The sequence below is a fragment of the Morganella sp. BCCO 40_0007 genome (assembly GCF_032989665.1).
Lineage (GTDB): Bacteria > Pseudomonadota > Gammaproteobacteria > Enterobacterales > Enterobacteriaceae > Morganella > Morganella sibonii.
In genome coordinates this window covers 108,212-125,337 of the sequence record NZ_JAVBIN010000007.1, presented here as the reverse complement: position 1 = coordinate 125,337, position 17,126 = coordinate 108,212, and the positions used below count along the sequence as shown (strand labels likewise).

At 52.5% G+C, this 17,126-nt stretch carries 15 protein-coding genes and 1 pseudogene; 6 read left to right on the top strand and 10 right to left on the bottom strand.

The window, feature by feature from the left end; translation table 11 throughout:
- Positions 1-13: 13 nt before the first annotated feature.
- A complete protein-coding gene (locus R5268_RS10060; RefSeq protein WP_317419967.1) occupies positions 14-1,771 on the top strand; it encodes a SulP family inorganic anion transporter in 1,758 nt (585 codons plus the stop codon).
- Here R5268_RS10060 and qseC read toward each other — a convergent pair.
- Together qseC and qseB are read right to left on the bottom strand one after the other, a co-directional pair.
- Complete coding sequence (gene qseC, locus R5268_RS10055) at positions 1,761-3,107, bottom strand: quorum sensing histidine kinase QseC (RefSeq protein WP_317420075.1); 1,347 nt, start codon at positions 3,105-3,107, stop codon at positions 1,761-1,763. The genes R5268_RS10060 and qseC overlap by 11 nt on opposite strands.
- On the bottom strand, positions 3,094-3,765 hold the full coding sequence (gene qseB / locus R5268_RS10050; protein WP_317419968.1) for a quorum sensing response regulator transcription factor QseB: 672 nt from the start codon (positions 3,763-3,765) through the stop codon (positions 3,094-3,096). The genes qseC and qseB overlap by 14 nt, the downstream gene beginning before the upstream one ends.
- A gap of 178 nt (positions 3,766-3,943) precedes the next feature.
- Between qseB and R5268_RS10045 the strand changes: the two genes are divergently transcribed.
- Positions 3,944-4,363, top strand: a complete 420-nt coding sequence (locus R5268_RS10045; protein ID WP_107680230.1) for a YgiW/YdeI family stress tolerance OB fold protein — start codon at positions 3,944-3,946, stop codon at positions 4,361-4,363.
- A gap of 35 nt (positions 4,364-4,398) precedes the next feature.
- Here R5268_RS10045 and R5268_RS10040 read toward each other — a convergent pair whose 3' ends face one another.
- Entirely contained in the window at positions 4,399-5,280 is an 882-nt protein-coding gene (locus R5268_RS10040; protein ID WP_218454112.1) for an aminoglycoside 6-adenylyltransferase, read from the bottom strand.
- Between the two features lie 9 nt (positions 5,281-5,289).
- Positions 5,290-6,066, bottom strand: a complete 777-nt coding sequence (locus R5268_RS10035; RefSeq protein WP_046893439.1) for a YciC family protein — start codon at positions 6,064-6,066, stop codon at positions 5,290-5,292.
- 424 nt (positions 6,067-6,490) lie between these two features.
- Here R5268_RS10035 and ompW point away from each other — a divergent pair, with 424 nt between their 5' ends.
- Positions 6,491-7,126 carry an outer membrane protein OmpW gene (gene ompW / locus R5268_RS10030; RefSeq protein ID WP_046893438.1) on the top strand — a complete coding sequence of 212 codons (636 nt, stop codon included), beginning with the start codon at positions 6,491-6,493 and terminating at the stop codon, positions 7,124-7,126.
- 80 nt (positions 7,127-7,206) lie between these two features.
- Here ompW and R5268_RS10025 read toward each other — a convergent pair whose 3' ends face one another.
- From R5268_RS10025 to R5268_RS10000, 6 genes and pseudogenes are all read right to left on the bottom strand, one after another.
- The gene (locus tag R5268_RS10025; RefSeq protein WP_107680228.1) at positions 7,207-7,521 is read right to left on the bottom strand and encodes a BON domain-containing protein; all 315 of its coding nucleotides are present in this window, start codon (positions 7,519-7,521) and stop codon (positions 7,207-7,209) included.
- Between the two features lie 124 nt (positions 7,522-7,645).
- Positions 7,646-8,452 carry a tryptophan synthase subunit alpha gene (trpA, locus tag R5268_RS10020; protein ID WP_317419970.1) on the bottom strand — a complete coding sequence of 269 codons (807 nt, stop codon included), beginning with the start codon at positions 8,450-8,452 and terminating at the stop codon, positions 7,646-7,648.
- Positions 8,452-9,642, bottom strand: coding sequence for a tryptophan synthase subunit beta (gene trpB / locus R5268_RS10015; protein ID WP_317419972.1), 1,191 nt, complete (start codon positions 9,640-9,642; stop codon positions 8,452-8,454). Before trpB ends, trpA begins: the two co-directional genes overlap by 1 nt.
- A 33-nt stretch (positions 9,643-9,675) precedes the next feature.
- Positions 9,676-11,043: a bifunctional indole-3-glycerol-phosphate synthase TrpC/phosphoribosylanthranilate isomerase TrpF gene (gene trpCF, locus R5268_RS10010; protein WP_317419974.1), complete on the bottom strand. Its 1,368-nt coding sequence runs from the start codon at positions 11,041-11,043 to the stop codon at positions 9,676-9,678.
- 3 nt (positions 11,044-11,046) lie between these two features.
- A pseudogene (trpD, locus tag R5268_RS10005) lies at positions 11,047-12,669 on the bottom strand (bifunctional anthranilate synthase glutamate amidotransferase component TrpG/anthranilate phosphoribosyltransferase TrpD).
- Positions 12,669-14,219, bottom strand: a complete 1,551-nt coding sequence (locus tag R5268_RS10000; protein WP_107680223.1) for an anthranilate synthase component 1 — start codon at positions 14,217-14,219, stop codon at positions 12,669-12,671. The pseudogene trpD and the gene R5268_RS10000 overlap by 1 nt, the downstream one beginning before the upstream one ends.
- A gap of 337 nt (positions 14,220-14,556) precedes the next feature.
- Between R5268_RS10000 and rnm the strand changes: the two genes are divergently transcribed.
- From rnm to rluB, 3 genes are all read left to right on the top strand, one after another.
- A complete protein-coding gene (rnm, locus tag R5268_RS09995) occupies positions 14,557-15,426 on the top strand; it encodes an RNase RNM (protein WP_218428399.1) in 870 nt (289 codons plus the stop codon).
- Positions 15,427-15,439: 13 nt separating this feature from the next.
- Positions 15,440-16,060 carry an L-threonylcarbamoyladenylate synthase gene (locus tag R5268_RS09990; protein WP_046893430.1) on the top strand — a complete coding sequence of 207 codons (621 nt, stop codon included), beginning with the start codon at positions 15,440-15,442 and terminating at the stop codon, positions 16,058-16,060.
- A 110-nt stretch (positions 16,061-16,170) separates the two neighbouring features.
- Entirely contained in the window at positions 16,171-17,103 is a 933-nt protein-coding gene (rluB, locus tag R5268_RS09985) for a 23S rRNA pseudouridine(2605) synthase RluB (RefSeq protein WP_046893429.1), read from the top strand.
- Positions 17,104-17,126: the final 23 nt, after the last annotated feature.

Genomic DNA, 17,126 nt, shown 5'->3' with positions numbered 1-17,126 from the left:
ATAAGGGGCGATAATGCAGTCGAGCCGACTTTTGCGCTGGATGCCGGGACTTTCTGTTTTTCTGCACTATGAACGAAAAAATCTGCGCTTTGATATCCGTGCGGGGCTTTCTGTTGCGGCCGTGGCATTACCGGTGGCTATCGCTTACACGGGGCTGATGGGCATTAATGCGATTGTCGGCCTCTATGCCTGTATCCTGCCGATGATGACGTATGCACTGTTCGGCTCTTCCCGGCAACTGATTGTCGGGCCGGATGCGGCGACCTGTGCGGTGATTGCGGCAGCAATTATCCCGCTGGCAAAAGGCGATCCCGATACGCTGTGGCAACTGGCGATCATCATGACGCTGATGACCGGCGTCTGGTGTCTCATTGCCGGGCATTTTAAACTCGCCGCATTTGCCGATTTTTTATCACAGCCGATTTTGCAGGGGCTGCTCAACGGTGTGGCGGTGACAATTATTGTCGGACAGATAGGAAATGTGCTCGGGCTGGATGAACTGCCGTCCCAGCTGATTGAGTGTCTGGTGGCGCTGCCTGAACATATGCACCTTCTGCATATGCCGACCCTGATCCTCTCCGGTGCCAGTCTGGCGGCGCTGCTTTTATTGCGGGCCGTCCGCCGTAACTGGCCGGGACCGCTGATTGTGATGACAATTGCCACACTGATCAGCGCACAGCTGGATTTTGCCTCTATGGGGATTGCGGTAGTCGGTAATCTCGGTAACGGGTTGCCGCATATTAAAATGCCGTCGTTTGATCCCGGCCTGTTGCGTGAACTGGTGATCCCGTCTCTGAACCTTGCAGTGATCAGTATTGTCAGCTTTATGATGACGGTGCGCAGTTTTGCCGAGAAAAACGGCTATACCATCGATGTGGATCAGGAGCTGCGGGCACAGGGCTATATCAACATTGCTTCCGGATTATCGCAGGGATTTGCGGTCAGTGCCGCAACCAGCCGTACTGCGGTCAACGATGCCTCCGGCGGTAAAACACAGATGGTATCGCTGATTGCTGCCGGGTTAATCGCACTGGTGTTATTTTTCCTGACCGGCTTCCTCGGACATATCCCGCTGGCAACACTCGGGGTGGTACTGATTTACTCCTCCTGGTCGATGTTCAGCATCCGTCAGATTTTCTCTTTCCGTAAGCGGAATAAATCGGCATTCACGCTGGCGCTGTTTACTCTTATCGCGGTGCTGGTGGTGGGGCTGATCAACGGTATTGGTTTTGCGGTTCTGCTGGGACTGGTGCAGTTCCTGCGCACGGTTTTCCGTCCGACAGATCAGTTGCTGGGTGTGGATGAGCAGGGGATGATTCATTCTATCAATAACAGTAACGTCGATATCAATCAGGTCGACGGATTAGTGATGTACCGCTTTAACTCGCCGCTGACCTATTTCAACGTTGCTTATTTTAAAAAGCGGGTGTTACAGGTGGTGAATACCGCACCAAAACGTCCCGGCTGGATTGCGGTGGATGCAACGGTCAGCTTTATCAATAACGACATGAGTGTGTTCAGTACGCTGAATGAGCTGGTGACAGAGCTGAAAATCAAAGGTGTCACATTGATCCTGGCCGGACGGCGCACCGAACTGACGCGCTGGGTGTCCGAAAACAAAATCAAACGTAATGATGATGATTTGATTATTGTGCCGGATCTTTATTTCGCCATCCGGCTGATTCAGAGTAAGCAGCAGGGCCGCATCAAAGCGATAGAAGAGGCGATGGCGCAGGCTGAGGAGGGAGCGGAAAAACCGCTCACCACCTGATTTCAGCAATAAACCCGCCCTGCGGGCTGCGGCGGAACTGTATGGTCATGTGATGCAGTTCCGCAATTCGTTTAACGATAGATAACCCCAGGCCGCTGCCGGTTTTTTCCTGTCCCGGCGGCCGGTAAAAGCGCTCTCCCAGCCGGGCCAGAGTCTCATCACTGACACCCGGCCCGTCATCCTCAATCACTAACTGCTTCGCAGTCAGTATCAGCTGAACAGTACCGCCTGTTTTGCCGTAGCGGATAGCATTGTGCAGCAAATTACGCAGCATCACGGTCAGCAGCAGTTGTTCGCCGCGGACGGATAATTCCGGTGAGGAAAGATCCGTGATCACACTGACCTGATGTTCCGCAGCCTCTGCCGCAGTCTGAGCAACAGCGTCTCCGATAATAACTGACCAGCGCTGCTCTGTGTTTTCTGCCGGATGTGATTGTGATTCCAGCCGCGAGAGAGTCAGTAATTGATCCACCAGGCGGGTGGCACGGTCAATACCGGTGATCAGATTTGCGGTGACGTGTTCCCGTGTGGCAGGGTCATCTCCGGCTATCTGCATTACTTCAGACTGAACTTTGAGTGCAGCCAGCGGGCTGCGCAGTTCATGGGCGGCATCAGAGGTAAAACGGCTCTCCCGTTCCCGCAGGTCGCGGATACGCAGAAATAATCCGTTCAGTGCATCCAGCATCGGACTGACCTCTTTCGGCAGTACCGGCGGGGTCAGCGGTGTGAGTTCTGCCGGGCTGCGGCGTTGTAACTGTCGCGCCAGCAGGCGCAGCGGGGTCAGTGCGCGGGTCAGCAGCCACAAAAACAACAACAGCATCAGCGGCAGTGCCACCAGCCACGGAACGGCCTGCGCGGTAATAATGGTCAGCCCCATATCTTCACGGTATTCCCATTCCTGGCCGACCACGATGATATAGCGGCCATCAGCAGAGGGCAGCTGTACAAAGCGCCACTGGTCGTTGTCATCTGTCAGTGTCCCGTCACGAAAACCGTTTTTCCTGTCAGAAAACGGAATTTTCCGGCCGTTTTCGCCGTCATCCAGTACCCGTTCGCCCTGCGGGGTAAAAATAGCAAAAGCGAGAGCATCATCATCCTGCTTTCCCCGGTTGCCGGAGAGCATCTTTTTCGTTTTCTGAATAGCGGATGACGGAAATGCCAGTCCGGAAGGCAGGACTGACAGGCGTTTGGCAAAGGCCATTTGTTGTGTATCGAATAATTCATTGATGGATTTTGTGGTCTGCATCCAGGCAAACACACTGGCGATACCCCATGTCAGCAGGGTAAGCAGCAACAGTAGCCCGCCCAGCCGCAGGCGCAGACTATACGTTTTCATCATTTTTCCCCGCGACATACCCGACACCATGAATGGTTTTGATAAACCCGCGTCCCAGTTTGCGGCGCAGATGGTGAATATGCACCTCAACGGCATTACTGGAAACATCCTCATCCCAGTTATACAGTTTCTCTTCAATCATTGCGCGGGACAGCACTTTCTGAGGATTACGCAGAAACAGTGCCAGCAGTGCCAGTTCTTTGCCTTTCAGTGATACCGGCACACCGCCGCGGGTGACAGTCATGGCTACCGGGTCCATCTCCACGTCGCCGAGCACCAGTTTTTCAGAAACCTGCCCGTAGCGGCGGCGGATCAGCGCCTGTAGCCGTGCAGCAACTTCCGCAAGCGCAAACGGTTTGCACAGATAATCATCCGCACCCTGCTGCAAACCACTGACCCGCTGTTCAAGGGCATCGCGGGCGGTCAGGATAAGTACCGGTTCGTCGCGCCCCTCTGCCCGCCACTGCTTCAGTATGTCCAGCCCGTCAATACCGGGCAGGGAGAGATCAAGGATCACCGCATCATAAGGGGCAGAATAGAGTGCCTGCTGACCGGTCAGTCCGTCGGTAAACCAGTCCGGGGTAAAACCGAGCCTGCTCAGGCCGATTTTCAGCCCGTCGCCAATCAGCCGGTCATCTTCAATTAATAATATCCGCATAATTCTTATCCGTATAAAGTGCGCTATACTAGTTTTAACTCAGACATCTCAGGATAACCACCTGTTTTCGCTGAAATATAAAATATAATCAAAAATGACATCCCCTTAAGATCCTGTTAAGAACTTAATGGTTTAATAGTGTCCATGAAGCAAAGACGCTTCCTTATAAAGGAGATAAATGATGAAAAAATTACCTGCATTCGCATTACTTGCTACTTTACTGGCTGGGTCAGCCGGCTCCGTTTTTGCAGCAAACGGCGGTTTTGAAGGTCCCGGTTCGGCGACGGCGGCAACGACGGTCACAACAGGACAAAACGGCGGCTTCAGCGGCCCTGACGCCCGTAAAATGACCGTTGCGGATGCACTGAAATTATCTGATGATGCGCCGGTTGTGCTGCGCGGTACGATTGTCCGCCAGCTGGATAACAAACATTATGAATTTAAAGATAACACCGGCACTATCCGTGCTGAAATTTCCCCGAAACGCTGGAACGGACTGAAAGTCACGCCTCAGGATGAAATTGAGGTCGAAGGGGAAATCGATAAAGAATGGAATAAAACCGAACTGGATGTGAAAGCCGTGCGCAAAGTACAATAATGGCCACAGCAAACACACCGGATAATCAGGCCATATTATTGGCCTGATTTTTTACCTGTCCGGGCAGTTTTATAAATTTTGCGGAGATAATGAACAGACGCATCACATTCCCGTGTGTTGATTTCAAACCCGGATATTTCTGCCGTCACTGTCTGATATTCGCGGAACAGTTCACACATCAGAAATAACGCCCGCCAGTTATTTTCCGGATCTGCATCAGAATAGGTATCGAGAACGGCCTGCATTTCATCCGTGGTCAGGTAACGGGATAAATATTTTCCGTTTTTTCCGGTGGACAGATTAAACCCGCAGGTACAACCAATTTTCCAGTCCAGCATCTGCATAAAAACCGGGCGTATAACATCTTCTGTCATTGCTTTGGCACAGGTTATTTCATGTCTTGCCAGACCTTTGGCCACATTTGTGGCGCACCACCAGAATTCATTGGCGGTTTCGGCAAATAAGCGGGCATCGGGTGGTGTGATAAAATAACTGCTTTCATCTGCCGGGGCTGTGTCAGCAAAGAGGCCGTCTTTATCTGCGAGAGGAATGGTCAGGCTGTCGTGTCTGTAATCTGAGGCGAAATGCGTCAGCGGAAACAGTGTCAGGTCTATCCGGTGACCATCCTCATATATCATCAGCAGGGTATACGCCGCACGGGGCGGCATACCTTCATTGCCCAAAAGCATGTCATCAGGGCATTGCTGTAATACCGGAATACCGAAAAAGGATTCCCGCAGGGCGGGAAACTTTGCAGCCTCAATATTGTGTACAAAAAAGACAATATCGAAGTCCTGATATTTATCGGCAGCAACCTGTTTATTTGCCCGTGACCCGTTCAGAATGGCCGCGCGGATATTATCATCAGCACGGATATAATCCTGAATTGCCCGGTAAATATCATTATCGGTGCGCATATGTCCGCCTTACTGATAGTCGCTGACAGACTGTGATTGTGTAAATAACTGATAGAACCGGAACAGATAAATAATGACCAGTCCGCTGATGACATTATTAATAAACAGAATCAGCGTCATCAGAATATGTTCATTAGCTACAGGAAGTTTACTAAGAAACACTACGGATGCCTGTTTCAGGGCAAACCAGATTAGAATAGCAGGCAGAAGTACTCTGATATTTTTCAGTGCAATATTCCCGCTGATTTTTATGGCGGTAAATACGCTGTTCTTTTCGGTGAACATAATGATCGGTGCCAGCGCCAGTAACATTGCCAGAATTAATCCCGGCAGATACATGGCGACCAGTCCGAGTGCAATCACCAGTGAACAGATCAGCAGCAGTACCAGCATGCGCGGAATGCGTCCGGCAGATCCGGTGATTGCCTGTAAAGCGGAAACAGATTGTCCCTGTGATGCACTGAAAATCAGGAAAATCATGGCAGTCACGAAGACCGCATTGCCCAGCAGGGAGCTGAAGATAGTGCCCAGGCCGGTTTTCAGCATCTGCCACTGGTCATCGGAGGTCAGTGTTGCGACTGCCCGCTGAAATCCGCCGGAACCCTCGGTGGCATAGGTGGTTTCCAGGGCGCGGATAAGCGCCAGCCCGTTGGAATTCCAGGTCAGCAGCACATTGAGCCCGACGGTAACTGCGGCGGTGAGCAGCGAAATAATCAGAACGGACATCAGCTGATTGCGGAAAAAATTAAGGCTGTCACGGGCGAGAACCGGCACCGGCATGGACATGGAACAACTCCTGTAAAGCGTGGAATAAAAATATGGGTGTAATTGTAAAACAGTATGGCGGGAATTGTAACCTGTTCGTCAGGCGGAAATACAGGGATCAGACGGAATATCAGGAAATACAAAACGGAAAAATCACATATTATTAACAATGTTGATACAAAACCCCCGGCTGAATACTAAGCGATATGTTTTATAAATTGACATAAAACCGGAAAGCGCGGATTGAAATAAAAATGAAAAACGTTGTTTTTGATATATATCAATAAATGAAAATATCACCATGGAATAATAATTTAGATCTTTGCGTAAAATGTGATTTTTATTTAAATGTTGTGATCTGTCTTAGATCATAATTCGATTTAAGGTTGTATATTTCAAACTGTACTTATTGTGTTTTTTTTCTTTTTTTAGGATGGGATAGATAATGAAAAAACTTTCTGCAGTGTGTTTAGCACTGGCAACTGTTTTACCGTCAGTTTCAATGGCACACCAGGCCGGTGATTTTATCGTTCGTGGTGGTACTGCGACTGTGCGTCCGAATGTCAGCTCCGATAATGTTCTGGGCTTTGGTTCTTTTGAAGCAAATAATAATACTCAGTTAGGTTTAACGTTCAGTTATATGATCACCGATAATATCGGTGTGGAATTACTGGCTGCGACACCGTTTGAGCATAAAATTTCTGTTCCGGCAGCAGGTGAAATTGCAACAGCCAAACATTTACCGCCAACCTTAATGGCACAGTACTATTTCCGTACCCCGGAAGATAAACTGCGTCCGTATTTAGGTGTGGGTGTTAACTATACCTTCTTCTTTGATGAAGGATTTAACGATACCGGTAAAGGCGCAGGTTTAAGCGACCTGAGTATGAGCAGTTCATGGGGTGTGGCAGCACAGGCCGGTCTGGATTATGAATTAGACCAGAACTGGATGCTGAACGCTTCTCTCTGGTGGATGAACATCAAAACAGATGTTGATTTCAAAGCCGGTGGTGCCAACCAGTCTTATAAAACGAACCTCGATCCGTGGGTATTCATGTTCGGTGTCGGTTACAAATTCTGATAATCCCCGTTATCAGTATCATAAAAGATGGCGCAATAATAATTGCGCCATTTTTATATCCGGTAATCTGTTATTCAGAGTCACCGCAACTTCATTGAGTTAATCACAACCTGTACACCCGGCACTTTGCGCGCGGTATTTACTGCCAGGTTGGCTTCTTTCTCTGAAGAGACAAATCCGCTCAGCTGCACTTTACCTTTAAACGTTTCCACGCTGATTTGAGTGGATTTGATACCTTTCTCACCCAGCAGGGCTGTTTTTACTTTGGTGGTGATGACGGAATCATCAAAATAGCCCCCGGTACCTTCACTGGTGGAAGTCGGGGCACAGGCGGACAGGGTGAAAGCCATAAACATGACAACAAAAAATGAGGTAACTAATTTCATGTACTTCATGATGTTCTCCTAATTACCGGCACGGATAGCAGAATAATATGTGCCTGACCCTTTTAGTATTAATGAAAACCAAATGTTTCTCAACAAAAAATAACCCGCTGTTAACAGCGGGCCGGGTGAAAACTTATAATTGCGTTGCGTTTTTCATTTTCTGCGTAAATTCCCGCAGTTTCTGACACATCACAGGGACATTATCCAGATTTGCGGCGATGATTTTTACCACAGCCGAGCCGGAAATTGCCCCGGCGGCACCATTGCGCAATGATTCCTGCACCTGTTCCGGTTCGGAGATCCCGAATCCCTGAACCGGCGGGGCGGCATTCAGTGCGGTCAGTTTTGCGGTCAGGCCGGTCAGGGATTTCTCCGCCCGCTTTTCTGTCCCGGTCACACCGGCACGGGAGAGCAGGTAGGTATATCCTTTCCCGGCGGCAGCCAGTGTTTCCAGTAACTTATCATCCGCATCCGGCGGGCAGATAAAGACCGGTGCGATATTATTTGCCAGTGCGGCATCACGGAACGGCTGAGATTCATGCAGCGGCACATCGGCGATCAGCACGGAATCCACACCGGCGTTTGCTGCGGTTTTATAAAACTGTTCAATGCCGTTATGAAACACCAGATTGGCATACATCAGCAGCCCCACCGGCAGTTCAGGATACTTGGCGCGGATTTGTGAAATCAGTTCAAAGCAGCGTGCCGGGGTCATGCCGGCGGCAAAGGCGCGCAGGTTAGCATCCTGAATCACCGGGCCGTCTGCCAGCGGGTCAGAAAACGGAATACCGATTTCCAGAGCATCGGCACCACCGGCCACCAGCGCATCGATAATTTGCAGGGAAACGTCAGCAGACGGATCACCCAGAGTGACAAACGGGATAAACGCACCCTGATTAAGGGACTGCAAACGCTGAAAAAGTTGTTCATACCGGCTCATCAGAAATCACCTCTTGCTTTAAAAATGTCATAAACAGTGAAAATATCTTTGTCTCCGCGACCGGAAATATTGACGATAAGAATTTGTTCTTTCTCCGGATTTTCACGGATCATTTTCAGTGCGTGTGCCAGGGCATGGGAGGATTCCAGCGCCGGAATAATGCCTTCCTGACGGCTCAGGGTTTTGAATGCGTCCAGTGCCTCATCATCGGTGGCGGAAACATAATCCGCCCGGCCGATAGCATTCAGATATGCGTGCTGCGGCCCGACAGACGGGAAGTCCAGACCGGCAGAGATAGAGTAAGATTCCTCGATCTGGCCGTCTTCTGTCTGCATCATCGGTGATTTCATACCGAAGTAGATACCAATGCGGCCATGTTTGAGCGGCGCACCGTGTTCGCCGGTTTCAATGCCGTGTCCGGCCGGTTCGACACCGATCAGGGCAACAGATTCATCCGGAATAAACCCGGCAAACGCACCGATGGCGTTTGAACCGCCGCCGATACAGGCGATCACCGCATCCGGCAGGCGGCCTTCGCGGGTGAGGATCTGCGCGCGGGCTTCATCACTGATCATACGCTGAAATTCGCGGACAATAGTCGGGTACGGATGCGGGCCTGCGGCGGTGCCTAATAAATAGTGCGCACGGTCATAGTTGCCGCTCCAGTCGCGCAGCGCCTCGTTACAGGCATCTTTCAGTGTGGCGGAGCCGCTGTGTACCGGGATGACTTCCGCGCCCATCAGCCGCATACGGAATACGTTTGGTGACTGACGTTCCACGTCTTTTGCACCCATATACACGCGGCATTTCAGGCCGAGCAGTGCACTGGCCAGTGCGGCTGCCACACCGTGTTGTCCGGCACCGGTTTCGGCAATAATTTCGGTTTTACCCATCCGTTTTGCCAGCAGTGCCTGGCCGAGAACCTGGTTGGTTTTGTGCGCGCCGCCGTGCAGTAAATCTTCACGCTTCAGATACAGTTTGGTTTTGCTGCCTGCCGTCAGGTTTTTGCACAGCGTCAGGGCAGTCGGCCGTCCGGCATAGTTTTGCAGCAGATCGGTAAATTCACGCTGAAATTCCGGGTCTTCCTGAGCAGCAATAAAGGCATCTTCGAGCTGATCGAGAGCCGGGATTAAAATCTGCGGCACAAACTGCCCGCCGAATTCACCAAAGTAGGGATTTAATTTACTCATTGTTTTCTGATCCTTTTTCTTTTCAGTCGTCAGTCAGGCAACTTGCTGATGTAATTGATTAAATATTTGACGGAGTTTCTCTGCATCTTTAATGCCGGGGGCGGACTCGGCACCGGAGTTAAAATCCAGCCCGGCGGCACCGGAGGCGGCTGCGGAGACACAATTTTCCGCATTCAGCCCGCCTGCGAGGGTAAAAGGCACCGGCAGTGAGGGCGGCAGGGTCTGCCAGTCGAACGTCTGCCCGGTACCGCCTTTGCCGTTATCCAGCACCAGCCGTACCACGCCGTCCGGAACGGTGATGTCCGAACCGTGAGTCATATCCAGCGCTTTCCAGATCTCACACGCCGCCGGGAGATGTAATCGCAGCAGCGCGATATCATGTTCATCCTCATCACCGTGTAACTGAACGGCGTGCAGTTTCAGGCGGCGGGTAATCGCAGCGATATCCGCCGGGTCGTGGTTGCGGAACACGCCGACATACGCCAGCGGTGCACCGCGCATTACTTCTGCGGCCTGAGCTTCATCCACATAACGCGGCGATTTACCGACAAAAATCAGTCCGCCGAAAGCCGCACCGGCATCATAAGCCGCACGGGCATCTTCCGCACGGGTCAGGCCGCAGACTTTGTGTTCGCCGTAAATAAGGCGGCGGATCGCCAGATCCAAATCCGGCTGCGCCATAATGGCACTGCCGATCAGGAATCCGTCAGCATGCGGGCGTAATTCGCGGATATGCTGATGTGTGGTAATGCCGGATTCACTGATAACAATGCGGTCAGCAGGGATGTGCGGGGCAAAATCCGCAGTCCGGCGGCGATCAATGGACAGGTCACGCAGATCGCGGTTATTAATACCGATAACCTGCGCATCAAGGGCAATAGCGCGCCTCAGTTCCTCTTCCGTACTGACTTCTGTCAGTACCCCCATATTGAGGGAGTGTGCCAGTGTGGACAATGAGTGATAGTCCGCATCATTCAGGACAGAGAGCATCAGCAGAATCGCGTCTGCGCCATAGTGGCGGGCGAGATACACCTGATAAGCATCAATAATAAAATCTTTGCACAAGACCGGCTGTGTGATCAGCGCACGCACCTGCCGCAGATAGTCATGTTGTCCCTGAAAATATTTTTCGTCCGTCAGTACTGATACCGCCGTGGCATACGGCGCATAGGCCGCCGCGATTTCACTGAGATTAAAATCCTGACGAATCAGCCCTTTGGACGGAGATGCCTTTTTACACTCCAGAATAAAGGCGGTGTCCGCATCGCGCAGCGCCTGATAAAAATCGCGGTCACTCAGCGGCAGGTTATCCGCGAAGCTCAGTAACGGCTCCTGTTTTTTCCGTGCAATCAGGGAAATACGTTTGTCATTCACGATTTGTTCTAATACGGTGCCTTTCATGGTTTATCCTCTCGCGGCCAGGGCGGTGACGCGCTCAAAGGCGTTACCACTGCGGATCATTGCCAGCGCGTGCTGTGCATTATCCTGTAAATCTTCGTTATCATTGAGTTTCATCAGCAGGGCGACATTGGCGGCCACGGCATGACTCTGGGCTGCTGTGCCTTCTCCCTGCAATAACCGGGTCAGTAACTGACGATTTTCTTCCGGGGTGCCGCCGCGCAGTTCCCGCATGTCATAACCCGGCAGGCCGAAGTCCTCTGTGGTCAGGCGGTATTCACGGATCTCTCCGTGATGCAGCTCGGCCACCTGCGTCGGCGCATGCAGGGAGACTTCATCCATTCCGCCGCTGTGCACCACGGCGGCACGCTGGTAACCGAGGACTTTCAGGGTTTCCGCGACAGGCCGGATCAGCGCCGGGCTGTACACGCCAATCAGGGTAACCGGAGGCCGGGCCGGGTTGATCAGCGGGCCGAGGACATTAAATAATGTTCGGGTTTTCAGCTGCTGACGCACCGGTGCGGCGAAACGGAAGCCGTCGTGATAGTGCGGGGCAAACAGAAAACAGACACCGACATCATCCAGTGCGCTGCGGGACACATCCGCCGGGGTATCCAGTGCGATTCCGAACGCGTTCAGTAAATCGGAAGAACCGGTTTTACTCGATACGCTGCGGCTGCCGTGTTTGGCGACTTTGATCCCGCAGGCTGCCGCCACAAAAGCACTGGCCGTAGAGATATTGATACTGTCAGAGGCATCACCGCCGGTACCGACAATATCACTGAAACGGTAATCCGGGCGCGGGAAGGCGCGCGCATTGTTCAGACAGGCCTGTGCGGCACCGGCGATTTCATCCGGCTGCTCGCCGCGCATTTTCATGCTGATCAGCGCTGCTGCCAGCTGAGTTTCGCTCAGTTCACCCCGGATAATCGCGGAAAATAATTCCCGGCTTTCTGCCAGTGTCAGTGTTTCGCCCCGGTAAAGTTTTTCAAATAATGTTTGCATCTCTCTGTTCCTTAATCTGTTTTTTTATCTGTTTTTCAGGTTGAGTTATGCCTGTGCCCACGCCAGGGTATTGGCCAGCAGGGCTGCACCGTCCGGTGTCAGAACGGATTCGGGATGAAACTGTAAACCGCAGACTTTGTCCTGTTCATGGCGGACGGCCATCACAATATTGTCGCTGGTGGCACACACGGTCAGTGTTTCCGGGATGATTTCTGCCGCCAGGGAGTGATAGCGTGCCACTTTCATCGGGTTCGGCAGACCGGAAAACATAGATTGCTCATCGTGGTGCAACTGACTGGCTTTACCGTGGAGTACGGCACCGGCGTGGCTGACTTTGCCGCCGTAGGCTTCAACAATCGCCTGATGACCGAGGCAAATACCGATCACCGGATAACGGCCTCTGACACGGCTCAGTACTTCCGGCTGGCATCCGGCATCCGCCGGTTTTCCCGGTCCCGGAGAGAGCACCAGTACCGGGGTCTCCATGGTTTCCAGGGCGGCAAGAATGACATCCGCCGGTACACGGTTACGGTAAATCACCACCTGATGCCCCTGAGCACGGAACTGATCGGCCAGGTTATAAGTAAAGGAATCGACATTATCGAGCAGTAAAATATCAGCCATCAGAATGTCTCCTCTGCATGATGGGCGCGGGTGATGGCGCGGATCACCGCGCGGGCTTTGTTGCGGTTTTCATCGGCTTCCGCCTGCGGGTCGGAATCCAGTACCACGCCGCCGCCTGCCTGTACCGTGGCAATACCGTTTTCGACATAGGCAGAGCGGATGACGATACAGGTATCAAACGTGGTATCACCGCGAAAATAGCCGACGGCACCGCCGTAGCTGCCGCGGCGGACTTTTTCCGCCTGTGCAATCAGTTCCATTGCGCGGACTTTTGGTGCGCCGGTGAGTGTACCCATGTTCATGCAGGCCTGATAGGCATGAAAAATATCAAGGTCATCACGTAATTCGCCGGTGACACGGGATACCAGATGCATAACAAAGGCATAGCGATCAACTTTGGTCAGTTCCGCCACACTGCGGCTGCCCGGACGGCAGATACGGGCGAGGTCATTACGGGCCAGATCCACCAGCATAAAGTGCTCAGCCAGCTCTTTCTGGTCAGTGCGCAGATCCAGCTCCAGACGGCTGTCTTTATCGGCATCGACTGAACCGTCTGCTGACAGGCCGCGCGGACGGGTGCCGGCAATCGGGTAGATTTCAATCTGATTGGTCAGCGGGTCATATTTCAGGGCACTTTCCGGCGATGCACCGAACAGGGTGAAATCCGCATCCTGCATAAAGAACAGGTACGGGCTGGGATTACGGGTTTTCAGTTCGCGGTAAGCGGCCATCGGCGACGGACACGGTAACTGAAAGCGTCGTGAAGGCACGACCTGGAAAATATCACCCTGAACGATGGACTGTTTTAACTGATTAACGATAGTGCAGAAATCCGCATCTGAATGTGACGTTGTCACGTTGATATCCACCGGTGCGACTGTACCGGATGCGGTTACCGGTTGTGCCAGTGTGGTTAATATCTGCTGATGCTGCTCAGTCAGGCGGGCCTGTTCTGTTGCATCCGCTGTAAAAGTCAGGGAGATGAGCTCGCTGGTCTGCTGCTGGTGATCGATGGTCAGCAGAGTCTCTGCCAGATAAAAACAGTAATCCGGACAGCGGTTGGTGCGCTCAACCGCCGGCAGTGCTTCAAATGCAGCGACCAGGTCATAGCTGAACAGTCCGCCGCAAAACAGGGTGTGGCGCTCATCGGCCTGTGACGGCAGATTCATCAGCGTACGCAGCACATCAAAGACAGAGGCGGCACGCAGACGGGTATCTTCATCCGCATAAGCATCCGGGGCCGTGAAGTGCAGTGTCAGCGTGTTCCCGCTGATTGTTCCGGCGGACAGGCGATCCTGTAATACCGGCAGCAGCGCCGCGCCATTGGCGGTCAGGGCTTCTGCGGTCACGGTGTGTCCGGTACAGCGGATACGCAGCGCGCTGTGCAGAACCAGCATGCTTTTTAAATTTGCTCTGGACGCTATTTCGGCGGATTCTAATAACAGCGTTGCAGGGCGCTGTGCACAAAGTGCGGTAAATACCGCCGCCGGGTCGGGCTGATAAGCCGGATAATCTGTCCGGATATGTTGTCTGAAAATCGTGCTGACCATAATAATTACCTTGCTAAGTGAATTTTTGCCATAAAAAAACCCGCCACGGGGGCGGGTTCTGTGCTTTGGTACAGCCGGTTAACTGACATGCACGCACAACCATTCCGCCCGACGGGAAAGATTGCGCCACCAACGATTGTTCAGTTTGTGCATGTTCATGGGATGTCCTTAGTATAAACAGTGATTACAGATAACTCGTTCTGCGTACTAGTTAACTAGATCGCGATTGGTGTGTCAAGGCTTTTTGTGGAATACTGTGCTGCCCGCAAAAAGGCGGGTGATGAAATGTCATGAGGTCACCTCAGACAAAGCGTTGTCAGAACAGAAGGGAGACGCGATGGAGCCGGAAAATACAGGTCTCGACCTGTCGTGCTATGATTTACACAGCCATACCACTGCGTCAGACGGCATGCTGACACCGGAGCAGTTACTGGACAGAGCCGTTGAGATGGGCGTGACCGTGCTGGCAATTACCGATCACGACACCACGGATGCACTTCCGGCGGCGCATCATTATCAGCAGGCAAATAATTTGCCGCTAAAAGTGATTAATGGTGTTGAAATATCAACACTTTGGGAACATCATGAGATCCATATTGTCGGACTGAATATTGATATTACCCATCCGGCAATGACAGAATTACTGGCGCAGCAGTCAGCGCGGCGCCGGGCACGCGGCATGCTTATCAGTGAACGGCTGGCAAAGGCCGGGATTGAAGGCACCTGGGAAGAGGCGAATGCGCTGGCTCAGGGCGGAGAAGTTACCCGCGGACATTTCGCCCGGGTATTGATTGCCCGCGGCGTGGAACCGACGATTCCGAAGGTGTTCAAACGCTATCTTGCCCGCAACAAAACCGGCTATGTACCGCCGCAGTGGTGTGATATTCCTGATGCGGTGAAAGCGGTTCATGCCGCAGGCGGGCAGGCGGTGCTGGCACATCCCGGACGTTATGGTTTATCTGCAAAGTGGCTTAAACGCCTGTGCGGTTTCTTTAAACAGGCCGGGGGCGATGCCATGGAAGTGGCGCAGTGTCAGCAGGCCCCGGATGAGCGCCGGACACTGGCGCAGTACGCCGTAACATACGAATTAAAAGCCTCCCAGGGCTCCGATTTTCATCAGCCGTGTTCGTGGATCGAACTGGGCCGTAAATTGTGGTTGCCGGGTGATGTGATACCAATCTGGCAGGATTGGTCATTGAAGGATTAACAGAGGAAACAACATGGGCCAGATGTTTTATATCCATCCGGATAACCCGCAGGCACGCCTGATTAGCCAGAGCGTGGATATTTTTAATAAAGGCGGCGTGGTGATTTACCCGACCGACTCCGGTTATGCCATCGGCTGCCGCCTGGAAGATAAAGATGCGTTACAGCGGATCTGCCGCCTGCGTCAGATAGACAGTAACCATAACTTTACCCTGATGTGCCGTGATTTATCGGATATCTCCACGTATGCGCATGTGGATAATACCGTATTCCGTTTAATCAAAAATAATACGCCGGGCAATTACACCTTTATTCTGCGGGCGACAAAAGAAGTACCACGCCGTTTGATGAGTGAAAAACGCAAAACCATCGGTCTGCGTATTCCGTCGAATCCGATTGCTATGGATCTGCTTGCCGCTATGGGCGAACCGCTGATGTCAGCCAGTCTGATCCTGCCGGGTAATGATTTCGCGGAATCTGACCCGGAAGAAATTAATGATACCCTGGGCAAACAGGTTGACCTGGTGATCCACGGTGGTTATATCGGTCAGCAGCCGACCACGGTAATCGATCTGACTGACGATGTCCCGGTGGTGGTACGTGAAGGAACCGGAGATGTCACGCCGTTCCGGTGATTACGGTGAGCGTCAGATGTGTAAAATGCGTTAGCGCCGTGCATTAACCTGTGTATAATGCTGCGGTTGATTTTTATGACGCCTGTGAAGGCGACAGCAGAGGGTGCTCAATGAGCCAGAAAACAGAAAAGTTACAAAAGGTGTTAGCGCATGCAGGGCATGGCTCACGCCGCGAAATTGAAAGTTACATCGAAGCGGGCCGTATCTCTATTGACGGTAAAACCGCCACACTGGGTGACCGTATCGATGTTAACACCAACGCCAAAATCCGCCTCGACGGCCGGGTTTTAGGTATCAAAGATGCACAGAAAAACCCGTGCCGGGTGCTGGCTTATTATAAGCCGGAAGGGGAATTATGTACCCGCCACGATCCGGACGGCCGTCCGACGGTTTTCGATCGCCTGCCGCGCATTCAGGGAGCCCGCTGGATTGCGGTCGGCCGCCTGGATGTGAATACCAGTGGTCTGCTGCTGTTCACGACTGACGGGGAACTGGCAAACCGCCTGATGCACCCGAGCCGTGAAGTGGAGCGTGAATACGCGGTCCGCGTTTTCGGTGAAGTTGATGATGCCAAACGCAATCAGCTGCTTAAGGGTGTTCAGCTGGAAGATGGCCCGGCCTCGTTCCGTTCACTGAAATTCAAGGGCGGGGAAGGTATCAACCAGTGGTTTAACGTGTCGCTGACAGAGGGCCGTAACCGCGAGGTCCGCCGGATGTGGGAAGCGGTCGGTGTGCAGGTCAGCCGCCTGATCCGTGTCCGTTATGGTGATATCGATCTGCCTAAAGCGCTGCCCCGCGGCGGCTGGGTGGAACTGAACCTGGAAAAAACCAACTATCTGCGGGAACTGGTGGGTCTGTCACCGGAAACCACCACGAAGGTTTCAGTGGAAAGTGATAAACGCCGGATCAAAGCGAATCAGATTCGCCGTGCGGTAAAACGTCACTCACAAATAGGCACCACCGCATCAAAACGTAATTCCGGACGTCCGGCATCAAGCCGCCAGGGCACCGGGAATACACAGAAACGCCGTACCGGTAAATAATAATCCGGTGATATAAAACCGGT

Coding starts and splice junctions, on each gene's coding strand:
- qseB (WP_317419968.1), bottom strand. CDS start 3,765: ATGCGGATATTATTAATTGAAGATGACCGGCTGATTGGCGACGGGCTG.
- qseC (WP_317420075.1), bottom strand. CDS start 3,107: ATGAAAACGTATAGTCTGCGCCTGCGGCTGGGCGGGCTACTGTTGCTG.
- R5268_RS09990 (WP_046893430.1), top strand. CDS start 15,440: ATGGGCCAGATGTTTTATATCCATCCGGATAACCCGCAGGCACGCCTG.
- R5268_RS10035 (WP_046893439.1), bottom strand. CDS start 6,066: ATGTCCATGCCGGTGCCGGTTCTCGCCCGTGACAGCCTTAATTTTTTC.
- R5268_RS10060 (WP_317419967.1), top strand. CDS start 14: ATGCAGTCGAGCCGACTTTTGCGCTGGATGCCGGGACTTTCTGTTTTT.
- R5268_RS10045 (WP_107680230.1), top strand. CDS start 3,944: ATGATGAAAAAATTACCTGCATTCGCATTACTTGCTACTTTACTGGCT.
- rluB (WP_046893429.1), top strand. CDS start 16,171: ATGAGCCAGAAAACAGAAAAGTTACAAAAGGTGTTAGCGCATGCAGGG.
- ompW (WP_046893438.1), top strand. CDS start 6,491: ATGAAAAAACTTTCTGCAGTGTGTTTAGCACTGGCAACTGTTTTACCG.
- trpB (WP_317419972.1), bottom strand. CDS start 9,642: ATGAGTAAATTAAATCCCTACTTTGGTGAATTCGGCGGGCAGTTTGTG.
- trpCF (WP_317419974.1), bottom strand. CDS start 11,043: ATGAAAGGCACCGTATTAGAACAAATCGTGAATGACAAACGTATTTCC.
- rnm (WP_218428399.1), top strand. CDS start 14,557: ATGGAGCCGGAAAATACAGGTCTCGACCTGTCGTGCTATGATTTACAC.
- R5268_RS10025 (WP_107680228.1), bottom strand. CDS start 7,521: ATGAAGTACATGAAATTAGTTACCTCATTTTTTGTTGTCATGTTTATG.
- trpA (WP_317419970.1), bottom strand. CDS start 8,452: ATGAGCCGGTATGAACAACTTTTTCAGCGTTTGCAGTCCCTTAATCAG.
- R5268_RS10040 (WP_218454112.1), bottom strand. CDS start 5,280: ATGCGCACCGATAATGATATTTACCGGGCAATTCAGGATTATATCCGT.
- R5268_RS10000 (WP_107680223.1), bottom strand. CDS start 14,219: ATGGTCAGCACGATTTTCAGACAACATATCCGGACAGATTATCCGGCT.